We start from the raw sequence: 26,843 nt of genomic DNA, 5'->3' as shown, positions 1-26,843 counted from the left end.
GCCTGGAAGGTTACTGGCCTATTTTTACATCATGAAAAAACCAGAGGCAAGTCGCCCTGCCTCTGGCTGAATATTTCCTTATACTTGTTTCAACCTCTCCCTTAACTTGAACTTTTGGAGCTTTCCGCTCGCGTTGCGAGGCAATTCTTCAACGAATTCATAGCGTCTAGGCCGTTTATAGCGGGCAAGCCGTTCCGTAGCGGTGCAAAATTCATCCAGTTCTTTGTCGGTAAGAGATTCATCTTTTTTAACCACGTAAGCAACGACACGTTCTCCCCACATTTCATCTGGTTCACCGATTACAGCAGCATCCATCACCTTTTCATGATCGAACAACACATCTTCGACTTCCCTGGAGTAGATGTTCTCGCCGCCGGAAATAATCATATCCTTAACCCGGTCGCTTACCCAAAGATAGCCTTCTTCATCGAAAGAACCGATATCGCCGGAATGGTACCAGCCTTTATACATCGCCTCATCGGTGGCTTCCGGACGATTATAATACCTCGGCATCATGCTTGGGCCCTGGACAATGATTTCTCCAAGTTCTCCAGACTCACAAATATCTTCCGGGTCAGCCGGGCCCTCCTCCCGTGTTCGCACCACTCTGACTTCATGGTTGATTAGGGCCCGACCGGCTGAACCTGCTTTGTCCAGCTGTTCGTCTTCCGTTAAAACCGTGATCGCAGGACCCATCTCCGTCATGCCATATGCCTCGAATAAACGAATACCGAGCTTTTCATGAAGCTTTTTCACCAATGCAGGAGCCATTGGAGCTCCGCCGTACAGCCCTTTATTAAGAGATGTAAAATCCGCATCCGTTAAATCCTCCTGGAGCATCATATTCCACATCGTGGGAGCGGCGAAAAATGTGGTAACCGCTTCTTCTTTAACTGTTTGAATAAGCGGCTTAGGATCGAAATGGTGCATGATGATATTGGCCCCCCCCATCATCACACGTGGGAAAAAGGCGCAGTGCAGCTCGGCACAATGAAACATCGGAGCCACACTGAGCCCCCTCTCTTTATCCGTTACGTTCATCACAGCTCCCATAATCAGGGCCTGATCAATCATGTCACGGTGCGTATGAAGCACCCCTTTTGGAAGGCCAGTCGTCCCTGATGTGTACATAATGGCATAGAGATCATTCTCTTCAAGCTCACACTCAGGCCTGTCTCGCGATGCTCCTTCCATTTGATCGTGGAAATTAACGGCAAAGTCCAGTTCATACTGATCGATTGACCAAAACTGTACACCGCGTACATCTCCCGCTGCCTGGGCCACCTGCTGGTGTGTCGCGTTCTCAAAGATGACAACTTTCGGTGCTGCATCCTGAAGAATAAAAGTTATTTCTTTGCCGGTTAACCGGAAATTAATCGGATTGAACACTGCGCCTACTTTCATACAGGCGAACAAAGTTGTTGCAAATTCGGCGGTATTGAACAAGACTGTTGAAACCTTATCCCCTTTTTCCACTCCGGCATCCTTCAATGTATTCGCAAGATAATTGACCTCTTCATCCCACTCCTGATATGTCCATCTTCTACCTGCCCTTATATCCACTAAGCCCTCTTTATCTGGATATTTCGCCACCGTCTGTTCGAACATACTACGCAAGGTTGGTCCCATCGATTCATCTCCCTTTATATAAGTTGAGTGTCATTCGCCTTTGACCACGTATCCTTTATTTCGGCTGCATACGAATTGCTCCGTCTAGACGGATCACCTCCCCGTTTAACATCGGATTTCCTATGATACTTGTAACCAATTCCGCATATTCGGCCGGCTTTCCTAATCGGCTCGGAAACGGCGTCATTTTGCCCAGCGCTTCACGTGCCGACTCCGGTAATGTAGCGAACATTGGTGTTTCGAACAAACCTGGCGCAATCGTCATGACCCGGATGCCATACCTGGCAAACTCCCTCGCCACAGGCAGTGTCATACTGGCTACTCCTCCCTTGGAAGCACTATAGGCAGCCTGGCCAATTTGTCCCTCAAAAGCAGCAACGGAAGCTGTATTGATGATTACACCTCGTTCGTCATCCTCGTTTGTCTCATTCGATTGCATGCGCTCCCCCGCAAGACGGATCATGTTGAACGTACCGATCAAGTTGACTTCAATTACTTTTGAAAATTGTCCTAAATCATGGGCGCCATCTTTCCCGACCACTTTCTCCGCAATTGCTATGCCTGCACAATTGACGACAGCATTTATGCTGCCAAACTGATCGACGGTTAAATCCAGCAACTGATTAATGTCGGTTTCTGAAGTGACATCCGTCGTATGGAATAGACAACGGTCGCCTAACTCCTGAGCCAGTTCTGCGGCACGTTCCTCATTTCTGTCCGCGATCACAGCTCTTCCTCCTGCTGCTATAATTTTTCTGACGGTAGCTTCACCAAGTCCGGAAGCTCCACCTGTTACAACGGCAGTGATGTTTTCCGATTTCATTTACTTACCCCTCCAGTCTTTCAATGATAGTTGCGTTGGCCATGCCCATCCCTTCGCATACCGCCTGCAGACCATACCGTTTTCCTGTCCGCTCTAATTCATGGACTAAGGTAGTCATCAGCCTTGTTCCCGTCGCACCAAGCGGATGCCCTAGCGCGATAGCTCCGCCATTGACATTTAATTTATCCGCGTCTGCCCCTGTCTCTTTCAGCCAGAATAACGGTACTGGGGCAAATGCTTCATTTACTTCAAACAAGTCCATATCCTCCAGACTAAGTCCGGCTTTTTGCAGCACTTTATAGGTGGCTGGCACCGGTCCTGTCAACATGAATGTCGGATCCGATCCAACGACGGAACGAGCAATTATTCGGAAGCGAGGCTTTAACCCTAACTGCTCCGCTCGCTCTCTCGACATCAGCAGGACAGCGGAGGCACCGTCACTGATTTGACTGGCATTTCCTGCTGTTATTAACCCGTCCTCTTTAAAAGCGGGCTTTAATTCTCCCAGCGTTTCCAGTGAGGTTCCTGGACGAGGACCTTCATCCGTATCCATTAAATTCACCGTTCCATTTTTATCTTTGACTGGCATGATTTCTTTTTTGAACCGCCCTTCTTTAATAGCGGTTAATGCTTTTTCATGGCTTTCTACAGCGAACTGGTCCAGTTCCTGTCTGGAAAAACCCCAGTGTTCTGCTATACGCTCAGCTGACAACCCCTGGTTAATGATTTCATACTGATCGGTCAGGCGGGGACTGTGCGCTGTCCCTTCAATATTAGAGAACATCGGTACACGGGTCATGTTTTCGACACCACAGGCAATGACTGTCTCCATGTCTCCACTGGAAATGGCCTGAGCTCCAAAATGAACCGCCTGTTGACTCGATCCACATTGGCGATCGATGGTGACACCGGGTACTTCTATTGGGAATCCAGCAATCAATAATGCTGTTCGGGCAATATCCATCCCTTGTTCCCCGACCTGTGATACACAGCCTGCTATCACATCCTCCACTGTTGCCGGATCAAGCTGTGCCCGGTCCATCAGCTCCTTTAGTACATCTCCTAACAGATCATCGGGCCGTTTTTCACTGAGCAGCCCTTTTCTTCTCCCTACCGGGCTGCGAACCGCTTCTACAATCAATACTTCTCTCATCGCTTATCTCCTCCTGTTGTATGTACTCCCTGATGGAGCCATTCGTTTACTATATCTGTCTGGTGTTCTCCTTGTTTCGGTGCCTCTGATATTTTCCCTGGCACTGGATACATCGTGGCCAACTGACTGCCGTTCCGGATGGCCATCGCTCGCTGCTTCCATAATGGATACTGATCCAACTCACCGATTTCCATTACCGGGGTTAAACAGCAGTCAAGCTGCAGTGAAATTTCCATCCACTCTTCCAATGGTTTAGATAGAAAGTAAGCGCTTACTTGTTCGTAAATAGTAAAACCCTTTTTCGCGCGCACGAATTGGTGATTGATCCAATCTTTTCTCCCGGCAAACTCGCAAAAAGCACGCCAAAATTTAGGTTCCAGTGCGGCAAGGGCGACGTAACGTTTATCCATTGTTTCATACAGGTGATAACATACCTTTTCTCCACTGATTTCTTTAATTCCTTTGTGAGCCCCGTTTTCTTTTGAAATCGCATAGTTGGTATTCATCATCGCGTACAGACCGTCGGTCAAAGCTACATCAAGATAAGCTCCTTCTCCTGTGCGAAAGCGGTGCACAAGAGCAGCCAATATCACTTCCGAGGCTGTCAATCCTCCCAGAAAATCAGCGATCTGAACCGATGGATGGACCGGCTTTCCATGTTCATCTTTCAACTGGGAGAGCATCCCGGTGAGGGCCATATAGTTTAAATCATGACTGGCCAAATGGCTCATGCCTTTAGTCTCCTGGCCATATCCTGAAATAGAACAGTAGACTACCTTCTGATTTAACCGTTTTACTTTTTTATAGCCAAGACCCAATCGTTCCATTACACCCGGCCGGTAGCTTTCTACGATGACATCTGCTTTAGACGCCATGTCAAAGGCTGTCCTCTGATCCTGTTCTTTTTTTAAATTCAAAGTAATACTCCGCTTCATTCGGTTGTTGGCCTCAAAAACCGCACTGTTTAAACTTCTTGACGGTTCACCGGCAGGCGGCTCTGCCAGCACGACATCCGCTCCTTTTTCAGCCAGTCGTAACGTTGCATATGGACCCGGCAAATACCTGGAGAAATCGAGCACTCGTATCCCTTTCAACATTTTGTCCATTATTGTAATCCCATCTTTTTGGCGATGATCTGTTTCATAATTTCATTGGATCCAGCGTAAATTGCTGATACCGGAGCATCACGGTACCTTCTGGCGATCTCATATTCTTCCATATAACCGTACCCGCCATGAAGGTGCATGCATTCTGCCGCTACTTTCCTGGTAAGATCAGTGACCCACCATTTTGCCATCGACACTTCTTTGACGACATCTTCTCCCTTTATATGTGAATCTACTACACGATCGAGGAATGTCCGCCCGATTTCTACCTCTGTTTCCAACTCTGCCAATTTGAACTGAGTGTTTTGGAAGGAAGCGATACTTTTGCCAAATGCTTTTCGTTCTTTGACATATTGGGTAGTGATTTCCAGCATCCGCTCTGAGGCGGCTATTCCGCCAATAGCGACAATTAACCTTTCCTGCTGAAGGTTTTTCATTAAGTAATAGAAACCCTCCCCTTCTTTACCGATCAAGTTATCGGCAGGGACACGAGCATCTTCAAAGATCAGTTCAGCAGTATCCTGGCTGTGCAAGCCGATTTTATTGAGCTTTTTCCCTTTGGTGAATCCTGGGGTATCTTTTTCCACCGCTAACAGGCTGACTCCTTTATGAGGAGGATCAGCTTTCGGATCGGTTTTACAGACAACAAGCACCAAATCTGCCTGGATGCCATTGGTGATGAACGTTTTTTCTCCATTTACTATGTAGTCTTTTCCATCACGGAGAGCAGAGGTTTTGATACCAGCCAGGTCGGAACCAGCACCAGGCTCTGTCATCGCTATAGCGGTTATTATTTCTCCCGAAGCACATTTAGGAAGCCACCGTTTCTTTTGCTCCGCTGTCCCATATTGTTCAATATACGGTACCACAATATCATTATGCAGACCGATACCGATCAGCCCGGTACCCACCTTTTCCAGCTCCTCATTGATAACAACCGAATAGCCGAAATCCGCTCCAAATCCCCCATATTCCTCACCCAGCCACGGACATAGATACCCCAGGTCCCCCATCTTTTTCCAAAAAGATCGTGGAATAAGTCCGTCTTGCTCCCATTCATTAAAGTAGGGATAAGCTTCTTTTTCTAAAAATTTTCGCAGCGACTCCCGCAATATTTCATGTTCTTCTTTTATGTAAGCTGCTTTCATATTCCTCCCCCTTACCCATGATTCGATTGAATTTTCTGACTATAATTAGTTTACCTTATTTTTCAAGGAAGTGGAAATGATTTATGAATCAGGCGAAAGCCTAAACCCTTTAAGAAAGTTAAACTTTCTTAAAGTAAAAAAAGACAGACATCAACATGTCCGTCTTTTACGCGAATATCTCCTTTTTACGATAAACCATACCATCGGCAGTCGCTAACAGTTCCCCCGCTTCATTCCGGACGACCATCCGATAGAGACCAAGCTTAGGGTTTTTCGATTCCTCAGAAGCTGTGGCTATGATCTTGTCCCCAAGCATACCCGCCCGCATATAATTCATATTGACGTTAATACCTACCGCAGTCTGCCCATAGGAATTACTGGCAATAGCAAACGCTACATCTGCCAAGGAAAATAAGACTCCTCCATTGGCTGCTCCGTGAAAGTTCATCATGTTTTCGGTGATGCTCATAGAAACTTCCGCTTCCCCTTCACCCACTCGATCAATTTCTATCCCAAGAAATCTGGCATATGGATCTTTGGATACACGCTCTACAATTGCTTCTTTCATTTTCTCCCCCCTATATTTGGAGGGGACCATGCTTTACGAGGCCCCTCCCATTTCAGTTACTATTTTAATGTCCATTCACCAGCAGATACTTCCGCCAAAACCATGCTGTCCGCTTCCAAGCCATTATGGTCGTCTGCACTAAAGGTGAAAATACCAGTGGCACCGACATAGCCTTGTACATCATTCTCTAAGTATTCTCGAATAGATTCTCTATCCGTTGCTCCAGATTCAAGGGCATCAACGATCAACATTAAATTATCATAACCATAGGAACCAAAGTTGGTAGGTGCGCTGTCATATTCACTCATATAATCATCGTAAAAACTGGAAATCACGTCGTATTGCTCGTCGTCCTCAGGTATTTGTGTCGGGAACAGTAATTTACCAGTCGGAATCGTCACCCCTTCTGCTGCTTCACCGGCTAAATCGATAAACGATTGGTTGGCAATCCCATGACTGCCGATATAAGGGATATCCAGGCCTAGTTCTTTACTGTTTTTCGCAATGATTGCCGGACCAGGATTCGTTCCCCAGACAATCATCGCTTCCGCATCAGAGCTGTCTATCTTCGTCAATTGTGTCTTCATATCTGGGTCATCCGTGTTATAGCTCTCTTTCATTACAATTTCCATGCCGTAGTCGCCTGCCAGAGCTTCCAGTTGTTCTACACCGCTTTCCCCGAATGCATTGGAATCTGCTAAAATAGCAATTTTATTCATTCCTTCGTTTTGAAGATGCATGTAGATACGCTCAACAGCATGTGCATCCGAGTGTGGGGTTTTGAAGACCCACTTTGCTTCTTCAACAGGAGAAATGATACTTACCGCAGCACCTGCAGAAACTAAAGGAACCTCATTATCCATTGCAATTCCTTTCATTGCCAGACTTGCGCCACTGGTTGTAGAACCAAGTACAGCTACAACGTTTTCATCATAAATCATTCGATTCATTTCTTCCATTGCTTTTTCCGGTGTTGATTCGTCATCCGCTAAAACAATTTCAACTTTCTTGCCATCAATGCCGCCTTCTTCATTAATTTTCTTTTCAAGCAGCTTCGTAGCATTCCATTCAGGTTCTCCTAGTGGACTACCTGCCCCTGTTTTAGAATAGATAGCACCAATCTTGTATACATCCTCATCGCCTTGAGCCTCCGTGCCACTACATGCTGCCAACCCGAGAACAACTACCATCACCAGCAAGAAACCTACCCATTTTTTCATAAAATCCCCCACTTTTTTTAGTGTCCCATGCCTCAAACCGTGTGACCTAAGAAAACTTCTTTCACTTCTGGGTTATGAAGCAGATCCTCTGCTCTTCCTTCTTTGACAATACTGCCGTGAGACATGACATAACCCCGGTCAGCAATTTTCAAAGACGCACTTACATTCTGTTCGATGAGCAAGATAGTGACACCTAGCTCATCCCGCAACTGCTTGACGTAGTTCAACACTTCTTTGACAATCAAGGGGGCAAGCCCAAGTGATGGTTCATCTAATAGCAGTAAATCAGGTTTAGCCATGATTGCCCTCGCAATTGCAAGCATCTGCTGCTGCCCGCCAGAAAGTGTCCCTGCCAGCTGTTCTTTGCGTTCTTCTAAGATTGGAAATAATGTAAACACTTTATCTATCTCTCTGGCAACCTCTTTTTTTCCGGTTTTTTTATAGTGATGATAAGCTCCCAGAGAAAGATTATCCAACACGGACATCGTCCCGAATACTTGCCGGTGTTCCGGTACCAAAATCAATTTATCTTGGACAATTTTTTCTGCTTCCATCCGTTCAATATTTCTATTTCTATATAAAATTTCTCCGCTGTCAGACTGTAGAAGACCTGCTATATTTTTCAGCAAGGTTGTCTTCCCTGCGCCATTGGCACCAAGCAACGCGACAATTTCGCCATGGTCGACATGAAGGTGGAGATCATCCAAGGCTTGAATCGGACCGTAGCTGAATGAGACCCCTTTAATTTCTAAGATCGGCAGATTCATACCGTTCCCTCCTCCTTTTCTTCATCGTTACCGAGGTAGGCTTCAATGACTCGAGGGTCATTTTGCACTTCCTTTGAGGTTCCTTCCGCAATTTTCTCACCTTGATCTAAGACGATGATCCTGTCGCTGACCCGCATCACCAGGTCCATATCATGCTCGACAACGAATATTGAAACTCCCCGATCCCTGACTTTAAAAATCAAATCACTCATCCCGGCCGTTTCCTGATGATTTAACCCAGCAGCAATTTCATCCAGCAGGAGCAATTTCGGTCTGGTGGCAAGTGCCCTCGCAAGTTCCAGCAAACGCAGTTTACCTAATGGAAGGTTGCCAGCCTCCACCGCTGCTACATCTTCTAACCCGACAAATTCTATCTCTTCCCATGCCTGCTGATAGATTGTCTCTTCTTCTTTCTTAGCTTTGGGCAGTTTAAACGCGGCGGATAAGATCCCGGATGATGTACTGGTATGTAATCCGACCATGACGTTTTCCAATACTGTCATTCGTTTGAATACCTGCAGGTTTTGAAACGTCCGGGCGATACCAAGCGGCGAAACTTTGAAGGCAGGCAGACGATCTATCCTTTTTCCTGCAAACCAAATCTCTCCTTCTGTCGGCGGAAAAATAGCGGAGACCATGTTGAATAACGTACTTTTCCCTGCACCATTAGGGCCAATCAATCCAATAACCTTTTCAGATTCAAAAGAAAAGGACACTCCCTGGTTGGCCACTACTCCCCCAAACTTTTTGGTCACATTCTTCACTTCTAATAAATCAGGCACGTTGATCCCCCTTTACGGCAGTAATACTGCCTGACTTCTTTTTTCTGCCAGTAAACTCCAGGAACGGCTTCAATTTCGCGGCAATCGCAGGAAACAATCCTTGAGGGAGGAATATGACGACAAGCATTAATATCAGTCCATAAAGCACATGTTCAAAATCGCTGGTTATAAACGATATCTTAGAACCTAAAGCCTGTACAAAAGAGCTGATAGCGGTAATTAATAAAGCACCAAAAACCGCTCCCCATACACTAGTCGAACCTCCAAGTACAACCATCGTCAAAAATAAAATCGACCCATCAAGACCGAATGATCCAGGTGAAATACTATAGGACATATGAGCGAACAGCCACCCTGCAATCCCTGCAAACATGGCACTGATAATAAACACTTGCATCTTATAACGCCCCGTATCTACCCCCATTGAACTGGAAGCGACTTCACTATCATGAATCGATCGTAATGCTCTTCCTATCCTGGAATGAATGATGTTAAGGGATAATATGATGACAAGTAACGCAAAAGCCCACACCAGGTAGTAATAGCTTATCCCCTGAGTAAAAGTGAAACCAAAAAGCTCAAGCTTAGGAATGCCATAAAAACCTGAAGCGCCTTTGGTGAACCCTTTCCACTCAACAAGCAGTACATGGATGACTATTCCAAATGCTAATGTAGCCATCGCTAAATAATATCCATGAAGTCTGGCCATCGTATGTCCTAATATATAGGCGATCAATGCCGGAGCTGTTATCGCTATCAGGAGCGACAGCCATGGACTAATTCCAAAAGTAGCTGTCAATATTGCTGTCGAATAAGCACCAACTCCATAAAAAGCTGCTTGTCCTAACGAAATTTGTCCGGCAAATCCCATCAAAAGACCAAGCCCGACTGCAACAATCGTATAGATGCCCGCAAAAGTTGCTTTGGTAATCATCAAGGAGGTGGAAAGCAGGAACGGCAGAATAAGTATCAGCACTGTAAAGGCAGCCAGCCCCTTCCAGCTCATTTGTTGTATTCCTTTACGTTTCACTTACAGACCTCCTTTTCCAACATTCTTTTCACCAAGCAATCCATAAGGGCGAATTAATAAAAGCATCAACACGAAACCGAATGCGATCGCATCTTTCATACCGGAACTGATGAAACCAGCCCCAAGCGATTCAATCACACCCAGCAGCAACCCACCGAGTACAGCCCCTGGCGCACTCCCCAGCCCGCCTAGGATTGTAGCTGAGAAACCTTTGATCCCCAGCATGACTCCCATGTCATAAGCAGGAAAAATAATAGGAGCTATCACAAGTCCTGCTAAAGCCCCTAATCCTGCACTGAGCGCGAATGAAAAGGAAGACATTTTCTTTGGACTCACAGCCATCAGTCTGGCAGCGAGCGGATTTACCGAACAGGCCCGGAATGCTTTCCCTAACATTGTTTTCTCAATCAGCAGGAACAAACCAGCAACTATGACAAGCATAAACACCATCACCCAGATACTTTGAGGGGTAATTGTCGCGCCCATTACGGATACGGGCTCATTGCTTGCAAACGAAGCGACTTTTACAGAATCTTTGCCCCAAATCATACTGGCAATTCCACGTATGAATATAGCTGCTCCGATAGTAAGGATAATAAGACTTAAAGCATCTGCCCCCTTCGCTTTTCTCACAATTGTCCGTTCTAACAACCATCCGATCATGATTACCATCGCAATCGTCGTTAAAAAGGCGATCAAATATGGGATTCCAAGTTTCAATAAAGAAAACATGATCATCCCGCCAAGCATGACAAACTCACCCTGGGCCAAGTTGATCACTTTAGTCACGCTGTAAATCGTAACAAACCCAAGTGCGACAATGGCATAAATGCTCCCTATCGTTAATCCTGAAATTAAAAACTGCACCGAATCTGCCATTGAACTCTCTCCTCACCCGTTTTTATATAACATTTTCTAACCAATCGTATATTTTCATCATGTGTTTCCTTTAAACTTCGATTGCATCCGTTGTCCGATCCACAATCCGCACCGCTTTACCTTCTGACCGGGGAACTGATTTAGGACCAAGGACTTTTACATCTACGGAAATCAGGCAATTATTTTTCATGACTTTTTGAATATACTTGCCCAGTTTCAGCACATCCGGATGAGTCAAATCCTCCTGGATACGTGCATAAAATGCTTCTTCCACTTCCACTTGGAGCTCTACATGCTGCATGCTTCCTTTTTTGAAGACATGGAGCTGATAATGCGGGACGATTCCTTCCACTGTCAGGAGATAATGCTCTATCTCAGATGGAAACACGTTAACGCCGCGGATAATCAGCATGTCATCAATGCGGCCTTTTACTCGCGACATTTTCACGGTAGTTCGTCCACATGCACACTTTCCACGCTCTAAGGAGGCGATGTCCCCAGTACGGTAGCGAATGACAGGGAATGCTTCCTTGGTCAAGCTGGTAAAAACCAGTTCACCATCCTCCCCATCGGGTACTGGTTCCAGGGTGTCTGGATCAATGACTTCAGCTAAAAAATGATCCTCGGCAATATGTAACCCGTCCTGCACTTCATGACATTCCATTGCTACCCCTGGTCCTAACACTTCGCTTAATCCATAAATGTCGCAAGCCTTGATGTTGAATTTATCCTCTAACGTCTTCCTCATTTCTTCCGACCATGGTTCCGCCCCGAATATCCCATATTTTAATGATGTGGAACGAGGGTCTTTCCCTGCCTGCTCCATATGCTCCGCTATATTCAACAAGTATGAAGGAGTGCCGCATATAACTGTCGGTTTGAAATCTTCAATCAAAGTGATCTGCCGCTCGGTATTTCCTCCTGAAATCGGCACAGTTGCCATTCCCAATTCTTCACTGCCACAATGCAGACCTAAGCCACCAGTAAACAACCCATAGCCATAGGCGTTATGAAGCACTTCCCCCGGCATGCCGCCGCCGATTGTGATGGCACGTGCCACTAATTCGGACCACATACAAATATCATTTTTGGTATAGCCGACGACCGTAGGTTTTCCGCTTGTTCCTGAAGAAGCATGTAATCTGACCAGCTCACTTCGGTCTACCGCGAATAACCCAAACGGATAATTATCTCTCAATTCTTTTTTTTCAAGAAATGGCATTTTGGCCACATCGTCGAGTGATTGGATGTCTTCCGGCACTAAACCAGCTTCATCAAACTTCTTTTTGAAAAACGGCACCTTTTCATAAACACGAGTAACGGTTTCCCGCAGCCTTTTTAATTGCAGTTCCTTCATTTCACTTTGTGAAGCGCTTTCAATTTCGTGCAAAATCATTTCCCATCTCTCCTTTTTAAAAAATAGAAACAAGACTCCCCTCCAATAAATGACTCAAAGATATAACGTAAAAAACACGACATATAAATATAATGTTATTTAACAATAAATCTACCGTTAAAATAATGGAAAGTCAACTTTATTTTGGAATTTTCTGAAATTAACGCCGATTATTTATTGTATTATTCCTGATCAAACTTACGTTGTTGGGTAGATATAACTTGTACGCAATAGCTTTTGACATTGCCGTAAAAATAAAGTATTTTAAGCGGAGCAGGTACACAAAAGTTTCACCGGTACCTTTTACAGGGAATGATTAAGGGAATTGAATTTCGGGAGTGAACAAGTTTGAACATTCTATTGACTGGCTCCACCGGTTTTCTCGGCGGCAAACTTATGAAAGAATTGATCCACGGGACAGACCATCATCTATATATCCTCGCAAGAAACCTTGAAAAAGCAGAACGAATGAAAGCCGGCTTCCAGGCGGAAGACCAGCATCGCCTTCATCTGATCACCGGGGACATCACATTGCCTTACTTTGGCTTACAACCTGATATGGTAACCTCTCTGACAGGAAAAATAGACTGTATTTACCATTCTGCAGCTTTGGTGAAATTCGATGAAGAACTGCGTGATGAATTATTTGCCATCAATTATGAGGGTACCAAGCATGCATTGGAGCTCGCTAACCAACTTTCTGTACGCAAGTTTTTCTATGTGAGCACCGCTTACACGGTTGGAAAAAGACATACAGGGGTTGAGGATCTTTATCCAGAAAATGACAGTTATCATAACCCTTATGAAGAGAGCAAAGTAAAGGCGGAGCATCTGGTTTTCAGCTATGGCAACGATATGGAGGTTGCGATTTTCCGACCTTCTATCATTGTGGGAGATTCAAAAACAGGGGAAGCGGATTCGGAGTTCACCCTCTACGGATTCATGCGGGCGTTGGAAATTTTCAAGCGTCGTATGGAAAGGAAAAAAGAGAATGATCGCCAAACGACCTATCGGGTTGTCGCTAATCCAGCCGGCACCTCGAATTTTGTCCCAGTCGATTATGTAGCAGAGATATTAGCGCTTGGCTTGACGAGAGCAGAACCTTACGGAATTTATAATATTACCAATCCAAATCCTCCCACCAACGCCGAAGTGCTCGATCTGTTCCAGGATTCGTTGGGTTTCCACCGATTAACTACAGTAGATGATCATCAGCATTATGAACTTAGTCAAGAAGAAGAAAAATTGAATGATATGATTGATACCTTCAAAGTTTATCTGGCCAGTGATATCACATTTGAAGATGATAATACCCAACAGTTGATTAGCGGTACTGACACGAGACACCTTCACATGTCTCGAGAGATGCTTGAGATGATTATTCACGCCTATTTTTCATTCGATGGATAAGCACAAAAGGGTTGTCCCAGAGAGGACAACCCTTTTGTGCTATTTCCCTTTAAAATTGGCAGGCCGCTTTTCCTTGAATGCTTCCAGGGCCTCGACACGATCTTCTGTCGGAATAATTACTTCATAAGCCTTTGCCTCGATTGCCAAGCCTGTATGTATATCTACATTGCTCCCATGATTAATCGCGTACTTAGCCTGGGTGACAGCCAATGGCCCATTGCCCATAATTTCCTGAGCGAGAGAAGCCGCCCCCTCCATTAAGTCCTTCTGACCATACACCTCGTTGACCAGCCCGATATCCAACGCTTTCTCTGCATCGACCTTGCGAGCGGTCAAAATCAGTTCTTTAGCCCGTGACGTCCCAACAAGCCTTGATAATCGCTGTGTTCCCCCAGCTCCAGGTATAATCGCCCAGCTTACCTCGGTTAGACCCATGACAGCATTTGAAACGGCATACCGGAAGTCACAAGCGAGCGCGAGTTCCAGACCGCCTCCCAGGGCATAACCATTAATGGCTGCGATTGTTGGTTGTGGAAGCTCCTCAATCGCTGTAAAAACTTCTCGTATTGCCCGGACATTACGGCGCACCTCCTTTTCGGAGAGTGTGCGGCGCTCTTTCAAATCAGCTCCGGCACTAAAGGCTTTCTCTCCTGCTCCTGTGATGATAACCGCGCGAACTTCTTTATCCGCTTGAAGGCTTTCGACAATTTCTCCTAGCAATACAAGCGTTTCATAATCAAAACAGTTCAATTGATCCGGCCGATTGATCGTAATTCTGCCGAGATGTCCATCTTTCTCAAACAAAACTTTGCTCATGAAAATCCTCCACTTTTTAAGATTAAATAGTATCCCTTCTGTGATCACGAGACACGCTTACATTATTTATTCGACATGGATCACATTTCCCCTCTCTGAAAAGAAAAAAGCTGACAGTTGGCTTCCTGTCAGCTTTCCTTATTCTTCCACACTTCCATGCAGCATCGCATAATAATCAACTTTTTCGTCAGAAGTCGTAAATCCGTGTTTCCCATCATCGTAGGCTATTAAAATATAACCTAATTCACTTTCCAGCTCCATAATCTTTCTTGTCTGCTCTTCCGTCAATGATGCTATATCCCACTCCATAGTCTCACCCTTCCTTTTTTAATCTAAAGAATCCAGCTCAATTTCTTCCGGCAGTTTTTTTGTTGCTCCGGGAATTTTACGCGATTCAAAATCCACTACATCAGAGGAGTAAATTTTGATACTCACTTGTCCATTTATTACGTTTGTCCGGATCAGCAATGGTTGATTGTACACATTTTTAAAGGTGAAATCGGGACCGTACCAGTTGACGGTAGCATCTCTTCCTTCAGGAACATAGGGGACTCGCTTGCTGTGGGAATAGCGCTCAAGAATCTTCACTCCGGCGTTATCCACTGCATTATACATCGTGGACGAAATTTGACAGATCCCTCCGCCTATCCCTTCTGTCACTTCTCCTTTGACGATAACAGGGGCAGGCTTATACCCTTTTTCTTTTGTTCGTTTGCCAACTACCTCATTGAAAGAAAATGTTTCTCCCGGAAAAACCACATGGCTGTCAATTGCTTCAGCAGCAAGCCGGATATTGTGGGACCGTTCTTTGTTTTTAGGGTTGAAATAAGTGACATAACTTCCAATTTCCTGTGTTCGGATGTTTGCCAGCAATTCACTGTCCACTTTAGGATGAACAGTCAGTTCTGGTACCTCGATTTTCGAGCCTCCACTCCCGTACAAATAGCTGAACAACCCTTCGATGAATCTTTCCCGGTGCAACTGGCGTCCGACTTTCTCCTGGTTTATGTTCCCGTTCTTCTCGATCTTGGCATTTTTAGCCTGTTCATGTACTTCTCTTTCTACCTGGACGACCAGTTGGTGAATTTTTTCCATGTTAAAAAAAGGATCAAGCAGTTCGTTTTCAATAAATTGATGACGGTTGATGTGCTGAATCACTTCATCATCGTGGGTGATGGTTAAATCTTCATCATAAGTCATTGGTTGTATAAAAAATAAAACGGTTACTATCACATTCAGCATAGGCATCCTCCCACGGATAGTATGGCAAAGATACGCATCATTCATGTGACAGAAACGCACAAGTTAAATTTTGGCATTAAAAAAAGGAGAAAGGGTAACCTTCTCCTCAGCTTGTATCCATTCTCTTTGGTAATTAAAGAAGAGTCAGCTGCTTCTTTTCATAGCCTGCTGTTCTTCTGAACCTTCCTCGTACTTTCCCCAATTTATTGTCTTCTCCAACAGGATGGCCACCAGTACTCCAACGATAAACCCATTCGAGACAAGCGGCTGTACCAATGCTGGGAGCTGATTAAACAACGAAGGATCAACAAACATGATCCCTACACCCACTAGTACCGGCCCTGCCAGCCGATGAATCGTAACCGAGTTAAACTGATACCCGCCCAGACTCTTCAGTGAAGTGCCAAAAAGTTGCATGTAAGCAACAAACAAAACAGCATTCCCAACAGTAATCGGCAAAGTTGCCAGCACCCCACCGAGGACGGGGATGATACCTAATAATGACATCAGCCCTCCCCCAATGAGGAACGGCTTACGATTAAAAATGCGGGTGCTTTCCAAAAATCCAACCGACGATGCAAATGGGGCATAAGATACAAGCCCGAACACACCCGCTGTCACCGAATAGCTCCCGGTAAGCATGTAAGATCGGAGAAACTGTCTATCAGTCGGAGTTTTTCCTAATAACTGAGAAGCAGCACGAACGGAAGCAATCGTATTGCTTAAATTAATCATACTGGCTAAAAAGGTAATCAGGATAATTCCTATATTAAGGTTAGGAGGACCGAACGGGAATAGCAGCAGCCCACCATTCGATTGAATGACAGTGCCCTGTTCAGAAGGAAAAAGTATCAGATAAAGCACCCATCCAGCAACCATTCCAATCAAAATTGCAAAATTACTCACGGTAGGCTTCCCTTTTATCTTCAGCAAGCTGACAAGTATGACAATTCCAAAAGAAAACAAGCTGACAGGTATATTCAGCGTACCTCCATTATCCACTTTCAGCATGCCCTCAAAAAAGATAAGTATCAGTTGGAAGGTCAATAAAAACAAATAAACACTCATCACCATTGGCGTAAATATCCGCTGTATAAAAGTAAGCAAGTTGAATAAACCCAATAAAAGGACAACAACGCCTGCAAGAATCATACCTGTAGCAATGCCGCCGCCAATGGAAGTCAAACTCATCCCCATTGCTGATGCTGCCACGCTAAGGTTCAATATTAACCCCCATATGACGCCAGAAGGCCCTTCCATAAGTGGATAGCGGTGACCGATCCACCCTTGCAATACACAGGCTATTCCTGTAAAAATCAGTGCGCTTCTTAGGATCGAGGCAATTTCTTCTTGAGATAATCCAAAAGCAGCCCCTACTGAAATCGGTACCACTACCGTATTTGCAAAAATGAAAAACAACCACTGCAGTGATGCAGCAGCTGTCCCCCATGATGATAGCCGATTCATCAAACCACCTCTTCTTCATAACAGATACATTCTTTTCATTCTACTACTTTTTTCATCTTCCAGCCATTTTCCAAAGTAAAACAGAACCTTTCTCCTATTAGACCAAGGACTGTGGATAGAGGACCAGCTTATTGTCAAAAAAAGACTGCCTCTCACCATTTAGGAGGCAGTCTTACGGTTAACCGATATATATTCCTTTTTTCAATAAATTCATTTCCATTTGATAGGTCTCCTTTGCCTGCTCTTCAGACAATCCCTGGGCGAATTTCTCTACGAAGTTGCGGAAGGTAACCGCCGTGAGAATTTGCATGATATGATATAACTCCTGGTCACCCACAATATTGAGTTTACGTTTATCTATTTGAGCACTGACTTCATTGAAGTCATCGATACTTTCCTCATCACTGAATATCCCAAGAAAACTATGTTCGACCTTGTGCGTCATATTAAGAAAAGCATTCTTCATGAAGCTGATATGTTCCTCTTCATGCAGCATGCATTCAAACATGGCTATCATCGCTTCAATCAGGTCCCCATCATGGTTTTGCAAAAAACCGATGAATTTGTCCTTGCGTTGCTTCGCCATCTTATCGAGAAGATAAAAGTAAATGTCCTCTTTCCCTTCGAAATACTGATAAAAGCTGCCGCGTGGTATTCCGGCAGCTTTGATGATATTGGCTATCGAGGCTTCAAATAATGGGACACGGGAAAATTCTTTCTCCGCAGATTGTAACAGAATTTGTTTCTTCTCTTCCGGCAAATTGAAAAATGTTTGTTTCGGCAATGTACTCCCACCATTCTCTATGTAAAGAAACACCAGCAAGTGGTGTTTCTTTTTCTAAAACCCTCTATATAAATTAAGTTTTTCCTGTCTTTTTTCTTCTTCTAAAAACGCTACAAAATGCTTCATTGCATTCATCGGCTGGGATTTCACCTGATCGGTGTAATCCTTTTTGGCCTGTTCAGTTGCAACATCGCTTCTTCCGATACGTTCCACAATGTAACTAACGCTTCGCTCCTGGATTTCGATTTGTTTATGCTTAGCTTCTTTAGATAAGGCCATACCGACAGCTCCAATCAGAGCATAGATACCTATAGAGATCCAGTTAACCTGTTCGTCTGGCAGCATAAATAAAACTGTCAGCAAGTTCACTACCGAGATTGCTATTAAAGGGAAAGACAAGAAAACATATTTAGCTGCTTTTTTAGTAACAGGAGATAGGTTTCTCTCTAACTCCTCCACCTCTTGCTTGACAGAATTAGGCATATCCGTCATGGAAAAATTCATGTGATTTCCCCTTTTCTTATACTTTAATCCTTTAACAAAAATAAACGTTGGTAAAGGATAAGAAATGAATATACTATTCAATCTTCCCTTTGCGCCAATTCCTTAATCATCGGTTTTTTACAAAATTTCACATCTATTCCTTTGCCTTGTAAATCAAATGCCAGCTTCTTCAGTCTCTCTACATAAATAGGGTTGATTTCCATATGTTTATGCACCTCATTGTGACAATATGTCATGTATACTTCAATCATATATGACACGGTGTCATAAGTCAATCTTTTTCCATGACAACATGTCACCTTCCACTACTTTTTGTTTTCCCTTAAAAATAATAAGATAATCACCATTTTTCTTTCCTTTCCTCTTGAAATCGTAATGAATTTTTGTTAAAGTACAGTCAATTAAATATTTTCTTGCTTCAATAAGTTGAAGCGGGATAGAGGTGCGAAGACCATTAGTACACAATAGGAGGATCATGAGGTCCAGCGAGAATTGTGGAAAGGGGAATTCGCCGAAGCGAAGAGAAACTCATGTTCTCAACGTTGGTTCTGCTATTGAATAAATACAGGACTGTCATATAGGCGACTATATGGAGGGCTATCTTACGCAAAGGAACGGATTTTACACGTTTCTACTGCAACAGCGATCCCTCGTTGTTGTTTTTTTAATGCGATAAATGGGAATGGCTCTATAAAACGCCTCTTATTTAAAATTTTACAAAAGGGTGTGAAAAGCTATGAATTTCGGCCAGGTATTAACCGCTATGGTTACCCCATTTGATCAGAATGGCGAGATCGATTTCAATGCTACACGTACATTAGTCAATTACTTAATTTCTAACGGTTCGGACGGTTTAGTAGTAGCGGGGACGACGGGTGAATCCCCTACATTGACAGACTCTGAAAAGCTTGAGTTATTCCGCTTCGTTGCCCAGGTCGCAGATGGACGAGCGGCAGTCATTGCAGGAACCGGTTCCAATAATACACGGGCATCAATCGAGTTGACAAAACAGGCAGAACAGACTGGTGTCGATGCGGTTATGCTTACAACTCCATATTACAACAAGCCTTCCCAGGAAGGATTGTACCAGCACTATAAAGCAGTCGCTGAGGCAACTTCTTTGCCTGTAATGCTGTACAACATTCCAGGACGAAGCGCAGCGAAAATCGCACCGGAAACAATTATCCGCTTATCTGAAATTGAGAATATCGTTTCTGTAAAAGAAGCAAGCGGTGATTTGGACGCGATGACAGAAATCATCACAAAAACCGGAGATGATTTCACCTTATACAGCGGTGATGACGGCTTGACCCTGCCTGTGTTAGCAATCGGCGGAACAGGAATTGTATCTGTATCAGCTCATATCCTCGGTAATGAAATGCAGGAAATGGTCAACAGCTATAATTACGGAGATGTCAAACGCGCAGCAATCATTCACCAGGAAATCCTCCCGGTAATGAAAGCAATGTTTGCCCAGCCAAGTCCATCTCCAGTAAAAGCAGCCTTAAACCTGATGGGCATCCACGTCGGCGACGTTCGCCTACCGATGGTCCCATTGACAACAGAAGAAATCAATACCCTGCAGCAAAGCCTGCCACCGTATAAAGTCACAGCGGCTGGTTAAGGTAAGAACAAAAGCGCAAGCGCTTTGCTCACCCCCGACAAGCTTAAGGCAAGCCTCGCCGTGACGTTTTTGGTCACAGAGAGGATTGACTTAAGACCTCGAGGGGGTAGGCGCTGGAGCTGGATGTAACCCACTACTTAAAGTTATCTACAAAAAGAAATTATTAAAATTTCCTAGAGTGAGAAAAAGCGATGAAACCAGGATGCTGGTTTCATCGCTTTTTCTGTTTTTATGCAGCAGGTATATGTTTATCTATTTGCTTTGAAGTGAAAATACACAGAATTCCCAACAAACATAGGCTGGCAGCGATTATCATGCCACCTGCAACAAAGGATACCATTAAAAAATAAACTCCTATTCCGGTTGTAAACCAGCCGATAATCAACAATAAACCAGCCAAAAACTCTAACCCTGCTTTCATATGAATCACTTCTTCCTGCGATTAACTGAGTCTGAAAAAAGATATCGATAAAACGATCAGCACCACCAATAGCTGAATGATAACTCCTGTTACACTACATATCATCCCTGTAGTGGCCAACCCTTTGTCGTCCTCATTCTTTTGATTCATTTCCTTCCGAGCTTTTATTGAAAAAATAATCCCCATTGCCCCAAGTACGATTCCCACCAAAGGCATCAGAATGGACAAAACCCCGAGAACTAAAGATACTATAGCATGACTATTAGGTGGTGCTTTCTCCCGCATACTCTTATCCCCTTTTGTGTGAATTAAATCGTTGCTCGATTGCTTTGAAGAATAGCATATTAAATGTATTCACCAGTTTACACTTATATACAAGTAATTAGGGAATAAGAGTTATTTTATAGCTTCTGCCTTCCTCGCTACCTTTAACAGCTGACTTTTACTAATATCATCGTTTGCAAATACTTCATAAATCACCTCATCATTTTCCCATCTTAACGTTTTCAAATCACCGTTCTCACCATATCGTCCCTGCTGAGATTCACTGATTTCTATATCCTCCGTTGTAAAATCCAGGGCATTTTCATTTTCATTAATGGCCCGGAATAAAAAAGATTCATTACCTTCACTAAAATATTGAATAGCAAGCATTTTCCCTTCTCCCATCTCCGGAGTATCGACTTGTATATCACTAGGTTCGAACGGTATTTCTGTTGGCACCTGGGGATCAAAGCTTAACGAACCCACTGCTTCTTCCACCCTGGAAGTATCGTAGGTATGCATTTTTTGAGGGCTGCATCCAGCAAGTATGAAATACAATATGGCGGTGATTGTCATTAATTTTTTCAATAGAAGCATCTCCCTTTCGTGTTCAAACATTGCATTATTGAATATGACCTGTCAGACTGGGGAAGTTATAACCAAAGAAAATAAGAAGGCGACGGTGAAATTTTGATAGAAGTAAAAACATCTACTATTTCTGATGACGAACTTGATAAAGGCGTATTTGCTACAAAAGATATAGCAGAAGGTGAACTGATTCACCAGGCACCAGTACTCCCTTATCCGAATGAAGAACATGAGCATATTGAGAAAACTCACCTAGGCGACTATGTATTCGAGTATGGCAAAAACCACACGGCATTTTTGTTAGGTTATGGGATGTTTTTCAACCATTCCTACCAGCCAAACGCATATTACGAAATTAATTTTGATAATCACTCATTTGAATTCTACGCTTTCAAGGATATAAAAGCTGGAGAAGAAATCTTCATCAACTATAATGGCGAAACGGAAAACGATTCCCCGCTTTGGTTTAATGAAGATAATGATGATTGAACATGCACCCGATTTTCGGGTGTATTTTTTATACTTTAAGAAAAAGTATAAGAAAATCTAAGGCTTTCCCCATATGTACTTGGCGGAAAACAAGTTTTTCCAATGAAATTATGAAGCTTTTGGGATAGCTAATTCGTATACATACTGTAAGAAATAATCGAATAAGTGAGGTGTTGAATATGCTCCCACGTATCTTTCATAAAGCAAACCGTCCTACCAAAATAGCCCTGTTAGCAGGCTCCATACTTTTGCTGCTCGGTGGTTTGGTAAAACTGCTACTCCTTTAGGTCATCTGGAAAATGCGCTTCCTCTTTTGGCCATTGCAAGATTCGTAAATATAAGAGACAAAACCATGGTAATGGAGACATGTCATGTTATATGAGTGAAACCGCACCAATTATATTAGACATGTTTGAAAATAAGAGAGACAAATTTTTCCGAAAGAGAGACAGTTTTAAAAAAAAGAGAGAATGGAAGTCTTGTTATGAGACAATAGGTAAGCTAATTAGAACAACCATCACTCCTCTGTCCATATCCGTATCCTCATTATTCTCACGTTACTGTATATATCCTTTTTGGTTTTCCACCTTTCTATATGTACGAATGAGATAGGCAAAAGTTTTCAATATTATCCAATTTTCTTAGAAAACCTGGCTTACACGTAGGTAGTGTTATATTAAAAAAAGGTTCCGCTCTCCGCGGAACCTTATGTTCTGATCTCTACTTCTTCCCTTTTTTCAGTCGATGTCCTGGTAAACTTCGGAAATCGGAAAACAATGGCCAGTAGGCCAGACAAAGCAAGCAGTATCGGATAAAAACTGTAAGGAACGATTTCCACCGGTGATATCTTTGCTACCCCGGCAGCTGCAAGGATCTGAGCTCCATAAGGAATTAATCCCTGTACCGCGCTTGAAAAGATATCAAGCAGGCTTGCCGACCTCCGGTTATCAATAGCAAACCGTTCAGAAATTTGTTTTGCAAGCGGCCCGGCTGTAATTATGGAAATCGTATTATTCGCTGTCGCGAGGTTCACTGCTGAGACCAGACCAGCAATCCCTGATTCCCCGCCTTTATTGCTATTGATTCGCTTTGTAATACTTTCCAACAAAAATTCAATGCCGCCATTTCGCCGAATCAGTTCAACCAACCCGCCAAGTAAGATGACGAGCATCGTCAGCTCCTGCATCCCAGTAAACCCTTCACTGATCAACGTCACAAAATCCATTACGGCAAACTCTCCAAGTGCCAGACCGACAATCCCGGCAAATATGATACCGCCAATCAACACAAAGATGACATTAACACCAGCGATAGCAAACCCAAGCACCCCAAGATAAGGCAGCACTTTGACAAGGTTGAATGGATGGTTTTCATTGATAGAACCGGAGGCATCGGCACTCAACACACCGAAAATCACAGCCGTTATCACTGCTGCCGGAAGGACGATGAAAAAGTTTGCCTTAAACTTGTCCTTCATTTTTGTCCCTTGCGTCCGGACTGCAGCGATGGTGGTATCAGAAATGATAGACAGGTTGTCCCCGAACATCGCACCGCTGATAATTGCTCCCATTATAAGAGCTGTCGGAATTCCTGTCTGCTCTGCAACTCCAAACCCAATTGGAGCCAGGGCGACGATTGTTCCTACGGACGTCCCCATGGAAATCGAAATAAAGCATCCGATAACGAATAAACCAACCACAAGTAAACTTTGCGGCAGGAGCGTGAGTCCCAGGTTAACAGTCGATTCGACCGCTCCCATTCCTTCCGCTACAGAAGCGAACGCACCCGCTAATAAGAAGATGATCACCATCAAGATGATGTTCGGATGGCCGCCTCCTTCCGCAATCTGCATTACTTTCGTTTGAAATGTCTCTTTCCGATTCATAAACAATGCAGCAAAAACAGCGACGAAAACAGCGACAAGCACGGGCATCTGATAGAAATCACCTGTAACGATACCAGAACCGATAAATAATAAAATGAATATACCAAACGGAATCAGCGCGAGCGGATTCCCTGTGATCTTTTCCTTTTGCATGTAAATCCCTCCAATGTCATTATGCCCAAATTAAAAACCCTCTTGCAGACGCAAGAAGGTACCGTTTATGTTCCTGCTTATCTGCCAAGTCAATGACTTGCTGGAATTAGCACCTTCCCCTCCGGGAGGTTGCTGAAGCTTCATTGGACCAGTTCCTCTGCTTCTCTTGATAAGAACGTTATATATTTTTAAGGATTTCTCAATCACTATTTTCACACTTTACAATAGAAAGCAGCTTCGTGCAAGAGCTTGATTTTTCCATCTTACCTGCACTTCCATAAACCATTACATAAACTACAATTTTCAGCTAATTATGAAAACAGTTAATAGAACTATACCAACTTTAAAAATGACAGGGACAACAAGATCATAATGATACAAGAAGGAATGGCCACCAGCAGGGTAACAGCTTGCAAGGAAGTCAATCCTCCGATTATTAATAGGGCCATAGGCGGTAGTGCCAGGGAGAAAGCCCAAAACAAACGGTTCAACCGGATCGGTTCACCCTCGATCCTTCGCTGGGTTACAGCAGCCAGCATATAAGATGAGGTATCATAAGTGGTCGCTACAAAGATTACAGCAAGAATCAAAAATAAAACCAGGGTGAAATCGCCGAAAGGCAACGAGTGAATAATAGAAATGACCGCTTCGTTTGAATGACCTTGCTTGATCATAGACGCAACGTCTAATTGAGTCGTGTTTTGAAGATAAAGACCATAGTTTCCGAGTACAAAGAAAAACAGCCAACATCCGACAGGTCCAAAAATTATCGTCCCCAGTATCATTTCCTTGATCGTTCTTCCTCTGGATATTTTAGCAATAAACAAACCGATAAAAGGAGCATAGACAATCCACCAGGCCCAGTAGAAGATTGTCCACTTTTCCGGAAAACCTGACTGCGCAATGGGATCCATCCACGTATTCAAGCGGAAGAAATTATTCAGCACCAGCCCGACACTATTAGTTGAAATCTCTAAAATGAAAAAAGTCGGGCCAAGTATAGTGACAAAGAAGAGCAAAAAGAAAACTAAATAGACATTTAAATTGCTTAGCCGTTTTACCCCTTTTTCCATTCCAGCAAAAACACTGACCGCAAACACTATTGTACAGATGAGGAGCAGGAAAATATCCAGGAAGTATGTATGCTGTATTCCTGTAAGTCGCTTTACCCCTTCAGCCATCATCGGTATACTGATGCCGAGGGTTGTCCCGGAGGCTCCCAGCAATCCGATCATAAAAAACATATCAATCAATTTCCCCACAAAACCATCGGTATGATGATTCAGCACAGGCCGGCAAGCTTCGCTGATTTTAAGGATTGGTACTTTTTTTACATGATAGAGATAAGCAATTGGCAGTGCAGGCAGACAATAGATTGCCCACGCTGTCGGCCCATAGTGAAACAAGCCATAAGCTGCACTCCATTCCACTGCAAACGGCGTACCAGGAATGAGTCCCAACGGAGGCTCGAGATAATAATATCCCCATTCAATCGCTCCCCAGTACATGATTCCAGAACCAATACCTGCGCAAAAAATCATGGAAATCCAACTGAATGTAGAAAACTCCGGAGTCTCGTCTTTTTTTCCGAGCCTGATTTGTCCATGTTTGCTAAAAGCTGCCCATATTAAAAAAATCAACGAAGAAAAACCGATCCATAAATATAGGACCCCTGTCATATCCGTTAATTGCATATGCATCTGTTCCAACCAGGTATGCGTGACCTTCGGGTAGAAAAAAACAATGCTGCAGAGTACGAACAAGGACAAAAACGCTACGAGAAAGAACGGCCAATCAATCAATGACTTTTTCAAGTACACACCCCTTACCAGAAAGTCTTGTACTTATATGTATGATTGGAAATCCCGTTCCCATTCTTTTTAATTTTTTATGTGAGTTAAGCACCAGTATGCTTTCTTATACGAAAAAAATAACTCAACCACATGTTTATGAGTGAGTTATTGTCTGGTACTTAGGAATTATTATAAACCTGGCCAATTTCTTTAGCAGCCTGATCTTCATTGAAAGATTCTTTTTTCTTATGTTCATCCACTGAGTCTCCAGAAAGGCTGTCCTCGGCGTCAAATGGCTGATTGGACTTTACCGTATTTTGCATGCCTATTTCTCCTGTACCTTTTGCTTCCGTAGGAATATGAAAATTCTTTTTCACTTTTATCACCTCAACTTTAGCTTTAGCTAAGCTCTAATTTTCATGCCTTCGAGTCAATTGAACATGAGATGGATGATATTTCCTCAACTATATAAAACGGAAGTTTGTTATAGTGGGCCTGTAATTTAATATGGAGGTTTTGTTTGTCCGTTAATAAAGAGATTTTTCATATTAATATGAAAGTGAAAATCACATATTGGGGTAAAAGGATGGGTAATATCATAACTATATTAAAGTGGCTAAGCCAAGGTTCCATCCTGTTAGGAGGAGTGTTGTCGATTTATTGGCTTCAGTTCACCGTAGAAGGAAAGGGCTTTTGGCGTGAAAAAATCAATAATATGAAGAATGAAGAAGAGCAAGAGACCTGGTCACCCAAAAAAGACAAGATAATCGATAAGATCAAACATGGCTCCCTTTTATTGAAACTATGGCTTCTTCTATATACTATTTTCTTCGCCTGCATATTTGCTATGATCTTCATCGCGCTAGCCAAATAAGAAATGCACCTATCGTTGACAGGTGCAT

29 protein-coding genes and 2 riboswitches are annotated in these 26,843 nt (G+C 43.6%); of the genes, 4 read left to right on the top strand and 25 right to left on the bottom strand.

All coding sequences use genetic code 11. The features are described 5' to 3' along the window. Positions 1 to 78: 78 nt before the first annotated feature. The 12 genes from B9Y67_RS03590 to B9Y67_RS03535 all read right to left on the bottom strand — a co-directional run bounded on the left by B9Y67_RS03590 (position 79) and on the right by B9Y67_RS03535 (position 12,501). Positions 79 to 1,629, bottom strand: a complete 1,551-nt coding sequence (locus tag B9Y67_RS03590) for a fatty acid--CoA ligase (RefSeq protein WP_085505404.1) — start codon at positions 1,627 to 1,629, stop codon at positions 79 to 81. Positions 1,630 to 1,684: 55 nt separating this feature from the next. Continuing rightward, positions 1,685 to 2,452, bottom strand: a complete 768-nt coding sequence (locus tag B9Y67_RS03585) for a 3-hydroxyacyl-CoA dehydrogenase (RefSeq protein WP_085505403.1) — start codon at positions 2,450 to 2,452, stop codon at positions 1,685 to 1,687. A 4-nt stretch (positions 2,453 to 2,456) separates the two neighbouring features. After that, positions 2,457 to 3,605 (bottom strand): thiolase family protein, encoded by a 1,149-nt coding sequence (locus B9Y67_RS03580; protein ID WP_085505402.1) that lies wholly within the window; start codon positions 3,603 to 3,605, stop codon positions 2,457 to 2,459. Next, a complete protein-coding gene (locus tag B9Y67_RS03575; RefSeq protein ID WP_085505401.1) occupies positions 3,602 to 4,711 on the bottom strand; it encodes a CaiB/BaiF CoA transferase family protein in 1,110 nt (369 codons plus the stop codon). The genes B9Y67_RS03580 and B9Y67_RS03575 overlap by 4 nt, the downstream gene beginning before the upstream one ends. Then, positions 4,711 to 5,859 carry an acyl-CoA dehydrogenase family protein gene (locus tag B9Y67_RS03570; RefSeq protein WP_085505400.1) on the bottom strand — a complete coding sequence of 383 codons (1,149 nt, stop codon included), beginning with the start codon at positions 5,857 to 5,859 and terminating at the stop codon, positions 4,711 to 4,713. The genes B9Y67_RS03575 and B9Y67_RS03570 overlap by 1 nt, the downstream gene beginning before the upstream one ends. A 166-nt stretch (positions 5,860 to 6,025) precedes the next feature. Continuing rightward, positions 6,026 to 6,427 (bottom strand): hydroxyphenylacetyl-CoA thioesterase PaaI, encoded by a 402-nt coding sequence (gene paaI, locus B9Y67_RS03565; RefSeq protein WP_085505399.1) that lies wholly within the window; start codon positions 6,425 to 6,427, stop codon positions 6,026 to 6,028. Positions 6,428 to 6,486: 59 nt separating this feature from the next. Beyond that, positions 6,487 to 7,647 carry an ABC transporter substrate-binding protein gene (locus tag B9Y67_RS03560; RefSeq protein ID WP_085505398.1) on the bottom strand — a complete coding sequence of 387 codons (1,161 nt, stop codon included), beginning with the start codon at positions 7,645 to 7,647 and terminating at the stop codon, positions 6,487 to 6,489. A gap of 32 nt (positions 7,648 to 7,679) precedes the next feature. Beyond that, the gene (locus B9Y67_RS03555; protein ID WP_085505397.1) at positions 7,680 to 8,414 is read right to left on the bottom strand and encodes an ABC transporter ATP-binding protein; all 735 of its coding nucleotides are present in this window, start codon (positions 8,412 to 8,414) and stop codon (positions 7,680 to 7,682) included. Beyond that, positions 8,411 to 9,196 (bottom strand): ABC transporter ATP-binding protein, encoded by a 786-nt coding sequence (locus B9Y67_RS03550; protein ID WP_085505396.1) that lies wholly within the window; start codon positions 9,194 to 9,196, stop codon positions 8,411 to 8,413. Before B9Y67_RS03550 ends, B9Y67_RS03555 begins: the two co-directional genes overlap by 4 nt. After that, positions 9,189 to 10,226 carry a branched-chain amino acid ABC transporter permease gene (locus B9Y67_RS03545; RefSeq protein WP_254901690.1) on the bottom strand — a complete coding sequence of 346 codons (1,038 nt, stop codon included), beginning with the start codon at positions 10,224 to 10,226 and terminating at the stop codon, positions 9,189 to 9,191. The genes B9Y67_RS03550 and B9Y67_RS03545 overlap by 8 nt, the downstream gene beginning before the upstream one ends. Next, positions 10,227 to 11,105: a branched-chain amino acid ABC transporter permease gene (locus B9Y67_RS03540; protein WP_085505395.1), complete on the bottom strand. Its 879-nt coding sequence runs from the start codon at positions 11,103 to 11,105 to the stop codon at positions 10,227 to 10,229. It abuts the gene before it with no gap. A 70-nt stretch (positions 11,106 to 11,175) separates the two neighbouring features. Further along, positions 11,176 to 12,501 (bottom strand): phenylacetate--CoA ligase family protein, encoded by a 1,326-nt coding sequence (locus B9Y67_RS03535; protein WP_085505394.1) that lies wholly within the window; start codon positions 12,499 to 12,501, stop codon positions 11,176 to 11,178. A gap of 348 nt (positions 12,502 to 12,849) precedes the next feature. Here B9Y67_RS03535 and B9Y67_RS03530 point away from each other — a divergent pair, with 348 nt between their 5' ends. After that, positions 12,850 to 13,911, top strand: coding sequence for an SDR family oxidoreductase (locus B9Y67_RS03530; protein ID WP_085505393.1), 1,062 nt, complete (start codon positions 12,850 to 12,852; stop codon positions 13,909 to 13,911). 39 nt (positions 13,912 to 13,950) lie between these two features. Here B9Y67_RS03530 and B9Y67_RS03525 read toward each other — a convergent pair whose 3' ends face one another. The 7 genes from B9Y67_RS03525 to B9Y67_RS20590 form a co-directional block, all read right to left on the bottom strand. After that, complete coding sequence (locus B9Y67_RS03525; protein ID WP_085505392.1) at positions 13,951 to 14,727, bottom strand: enoyl-CoA hydratase-related protein; 777 nt, start codon at positions 14,725 to 14,727, stop codon at positions 13,951 to 13,953. Between the two features lie 138 nt (positions 14,728 to 14,865). Next, on the bottom strand, positions 14,866 to 15,036 hold the full coding sequence (locus B9Y67_RS20595; protein WP_176223904.1) for a hypothetical protein: 171 nt from the start codon (positions 15,034 to 15,036) through the stop codon (positions 14,866 to 14,868). 18 nt (positions 15,037 to 15,054) lie between these two features. Continuing rightward, complete coding sequence (locus tag B9Y67_RS03520) at positions 15,055 to 15,969, bottom strand: VanW family protein (RefSeq protein WP_085505391.1); 915 nt, start codon at positions 15,967 to 15,969, stop codon at positions 15,055 to 15,057. 144 nt (positions 15,970 to 16,113) lie between these two features. Continuing rightward, positions 16,114 to 17,436: a uracil/xanthine transporter gene (locus B9Y67_RS03515; RefSeq protein ID WP_085505390.1), complete on the bottom strand. Its 1,323-nt coding sequence runs from the start codon at positions 17,434 to 17,436 to the stop codon at positions 16,114 to 16,116. Positions 17,437 to 17,614: 178 nt separating this feature from the next. Then, the gene (locus B9Y67_RS03510) at positions 17,615 to 18,220 is read right to left on the bottom strand and encodes a TetR/AcrR family transcriptional regulator (RefSeq protein ID WP_085505389.1); all 606 of its coding nucleotides are present in this window, start codon (positions 18,218 to 18,220) and stop codon (positions 17,615 to 17,617) included. Positions 18,221 to 18,274: 54 nt separating this feature from the next. Next, positions 18,275 to 18,724, bottom strand: coding sequence for a DUF5392 family protein (locus B9Y67_RS03505; protein WP_085505388.1), 450 nt, complete (start codon positions 18,722 to 18,724; stop codon positions 18,275 to 18,277). Positions 18,725 to 18,801: 77 nt separating this feature from the next. Continuing rightward, positions 18,802 to 18,975 carry a hypothetical protein gene (locus B9Y67_RS20590; protein WP_176223903.1) on the bottom strand — a complete coding sequence of 58 codons (174 nt, stop codon included), beginning with the start codon at positions 18,973 to 18,975 and terminating at the stop codon, positions 18,802 to 18,804. Positions 18,976 to 19,153: 178 nt separating this feature from the next. Further along, positions 19,154 to 19,332: riboswitch (Lysine riboswitch) on the top strand. Positions 19,333 to 19,460: 128 nt separating this feature from the next. Between B9Y67_RS20590 and dapA the strand changes: the two genes are divergently transcribed. Beyond that, positions 19,461 to 20,348, top strand: coding sequence for a 4-hydroxy-tetrahydrodipicolinate synthase (dapA, locus tag B9Y67_RS03500; protein WP_085505387.1), 888 nt, complete (start codon positions 19,461 to 19,463; stop codon positions 20,346 to 20,348). Positions 20,349 to 20,577: 229 nt separating this feature from the next. Here dapA and B9Y67_RS03495 read toward each other — a convergent pair whose 3' ends face one another. The 3 genes from B9Y67_RS03495 to B9Y67_RS03485 all read right to left on the bottom strand — a co-directional run bounded on the left by B9Y67_RS03495 (position 20,578) and on the right by B9Y67_RS03485 (position 21,621). Beyond that, positions 20,578 to 20,769: a hypothetical protein gene (locus B9Y67_RS03495; RefSeq protein ID WP_085505386.1), complete on the bottom strand. Its 192-nt coding sequence runs from the start codon at positions 20,767 to 20,769 to the stop codon at positions 20,578 to 20,580. A gap of 21 nt (positions 20,770 to 20,790) precedes the next feature. Continuing rightward, positions 20,791 to 21,054 carry a DUF4190 domain-containing protein gene (locus B9Y67_RS03490; protein ID WP_085505385.1) on the bottom strand — a complete coding sequence of 88 codons (264 nt, stop codon included), beginning with the start codon at positions 21,052 to 21,054 and terminating at the stop codon, positions 20,791 to 20,793. Positions 21,055 to 21,165: 111 nt separating this feature from the next. Continuing rightward, positions 21,166 to 21,621, bottom strand: coding sequence for a DUF4367 domain-containing protein (locus B9Y67_RS03485; protein ID WP_176223902.1), 456 nt, complete (start codon positions 21,619 to 21,621; stop codon positions 21,166 to 21,168). A gap of 102 nt (positions 21,622 to 21,723) precedes the next feature. Here B9Y67_RS03485 and B9Y67_RS03480 point away from each other — a divergent pair, with 102 nt between their 5' ends. Then, entirely contained in the window at positions 21,724 to 22,110 is a 387-nt protein-coding gene (locus tag B9Y67_RS03480) for an SET domain-containing protein (protein ID WP_085505383.1), read from the top strand. A 706-nt stretch (positions 22,111 to 22,816) separates the two neighbouring features. On the opposite strand, the gene B9Y67_RS03475 is transcribed toward B9Y67_RS03480, so the two are convergent. The 3 genes from B9Y67_RS03475 to B9Y67_RS20585 all read right to left on the bottom strand — a co-directional run bounded on the left by B9Y67_RS03475 (position 22,817) and on the right by B9Y67_RS20585 (position 26,264). Then, on the bottom strand, positions 22,817 to 24,148 hold the full coding sequence (locus B9Y67_RS03475; RefSeq protein WP_085505382.1) for a Na+/H+ antiporter NhaC family protein: 1,332 nt from the start codon (positions 24,146 to 24,148) through the stop codon (positions 22,817 to 22,819). 74 nt (positions 24,149 to 24,222) lie between these two features. Further along, positions 24,223 to 24,324, bottom strand: a riboswitch (SAM riboswitch). Between the two features lie 156 nt (positions 24,325 to 24,480). After that, positions 24,481 to 25,962 carry a BCCT family transporter gene (locus B9Y67_RS03470; protein ID WP_176223901.1) on the bottom strand — a complete coding sequence of 494 codons (1,482 nt, stop codon included), beginning with the start codon at positions 25,960 to 25,962 and terminating at the stop codon, positions 24,481 to 24,483. 158 nt (positions 25,963 to 26,120) lie between these two features. Then, complete coding sequence (locus B9Y67_RS20585; protein WP_176223900.1) at positions 26,121 to 26,264, bottom strand: hypothetical protein; 144 nt, start codon at positions 26,262 to 26,264, stop codon at positions 26,121 to 26,123. Between the two features lie 263 nt (positions 26,265 to 26,527). On the opposite strand from B9Y67_RS20585, the gene B9Y67_RS03460 reads away from it, so the two are divergent. Beyond that, positions 26,528 to 26,815 carry a hypothetical protein gene (locus B9Y67_RS03460; protein ID WP_139823715.1) on the top strand — a complete coding sequence of 96 codons (288 nt, stop codon included), beginning with the start codon at positions 26,528 to 26,530 and terminating at the stop codon, positions 26,813 to 26,815. The last annotated feature ends 28 nt before the right edge of the window (positions 26,816 to 26,843 follow it).

Origin of the sequence: Thalassobacillus devorans, assembly GCF_900176565.1 — a bacterium.
Taxonomy (GTDB): Bacteria; Bacillota; Bacilli; order Bacillales; family Halobacillaceae; genus Thalassobacillus; species Thalassobacillus devorans_A.
Note: the sequence above shows the minus strand (reverse complement) of the source record. Positions and strands in the feature narration are given on the sequence as shown.

Bases quoted from the DNA above. Each gene is read 5' to 3' on its own strand.
- B9Y67_RS03555 (WP_085505397.1), bottom strand. From the start codon at position 8,414: ATGAATCTGCCGATCTTAGAAATTAAAGGGGTCTCATTCAGCTACGGT.
- B9Y67_RS03580 (WP_085505402.1), bottom strand. From the start codon at position 3,605: ATGAGAGAAGTATTGATTGTAGAAGCGGTTCGCAGCCCGGTAGGGAGA.
- B9Y67_RS03520 (WP_085505391.1), bottom strand. From the start codon at position 15,969: ATGCTGAATGTGATAGTAACCGTTTTATTTTTTATACAACCAATGACT.
- B9Y67_RS03590 (WP_085505404.1), bottom strand. From the start codon at position 1,629: ATGGGACCAACCTTGCGTAGTATGTTCGAACAGACGGTGGCGAAATAT.
- B9Y67_RS03535 (WP_085505394.1), bottom strand. From the start codon at position 12,501: ATGATTTTGCACGAAATTGAAAGCGCTTCACAAAGTGAAATGAAGGAA.
- B9Y67_RS20590 (WP_176223903.1), bottom strand. From the start codon at position 18,975: ATGATTGAAGTATACATGACATATTGTCACAATGAGGTGCATAAACAT.
- B9Y67_RS03460 (WP_139823715.1), top strand. From the start codon at position 26,528: ATGGGTAATATCATAACTATATTAAAGTGGCTAAGCCAAGGTTCCATC.
- B9Y67_RS03490 (WP_085505385.1), bottom strand. From the start codon at position 21,054: ATGCGGGAGAAAGCACCACCTAATAGTCATGCTATAGTATCTTTAGTT.
- B9Y67_RS03570 (WP_085505400.1), bottom strand. From the start codon at position 5,859: ATGAAAGCAGCTTACATAAAAGAAGAACATGAAATATTGCGGGAGTCG.
- paaI (WP_085505399.1), bottom strand. From the start codon at position 6,427: ATGAAAGAAGCAATTGTAGAGCGTGTATCCAAAGATCCATATGCCAGA.
- B9Y67_RS03525 (WP_085505392.1), bottom strand. From the start codon at position 14,727: ATGAGCAAAGTTTTGTTTGAGAAAGATGGACATCTCGGCAGAATTACG.
- B9Y67_RS03540 (WP_085505395.1), bottom strand. From the start codon at position 11,105: ATGGCAGATTCGGTGCAGTTTTTAATTTCAGGATTAACGATAGGGAGC.
- B9Y67_RS03575 (WP_085505401.1), bottom strand. From the start codon at position 4,711: ATGGACAAAATGTTGAAAGGGATACGAGTGCTCGATTTCTCCAGGTAT.
- B9Y67_RS03560 (WP_085505398.1), bottom strand. From the start codon at position 7,647: ATGAAAAAATGGGTAGGTTTCTTGCTGGTGATGGTAGTTGTTCTCGGG.
- dapA (WP_085505387.1), top strand. From the start codon at position 19,461: ATGAATTTCGGCCAGGTATTAACCGCTATGGTTACCCCATTTGATCAG.
- B9Y67_RS20595 (WP_176223904.1), bottom strand. From the start codon at position 15,036: ATGGAGTGGGATATAGCATCATTGACGGAAGAGCAGACAAGAAAGATT.
- B9Y67_RS03585 (WP_085505403.1), bottom strand. From the start codon at position 2,452: ATGAAATCGGAAAACATCACTGCCGTTGTAACAGGTGGAGCTTCCGGA.
- B9Y67_RS03515 (WP_085505390.1), bottom strand. From the start codon at position 17,436: ATGAATCGGCTATCATCATGGGGGACAGCTGCTGCATCACTGCAGTGG.
- B9Y67_RS20585 (WP_176223900.1), bottom strand. From the start codon at position 26,264: ATGCAAAATACGGTAAAGTCCAATCAGCCATTTGACGCCGAGGACAGC.
- B9Y67_RS03505 (WP_085505388.1), bottom strand. From the start codon at position 18,724: ATGAATTTTTCCATGACGGATATGCCTAATTCTGTCAAGCAAGAGGTG.
- B9Y67_RS03475 (WP_085505382.1), bottom strand. From the start codon at position 24,148: ATGCAAAAGGAAAAGATCACAGGGAATCCGCTCGCGCTGATTCCGTTT.
- B9Y67_RS03495 (WP_085505386.1), bottom strand. From the start codon at position 20,769: ATGAAAGCAGGGTTAGAGTTTTTGGCTGGTTTATTGTTGATTATCGGC.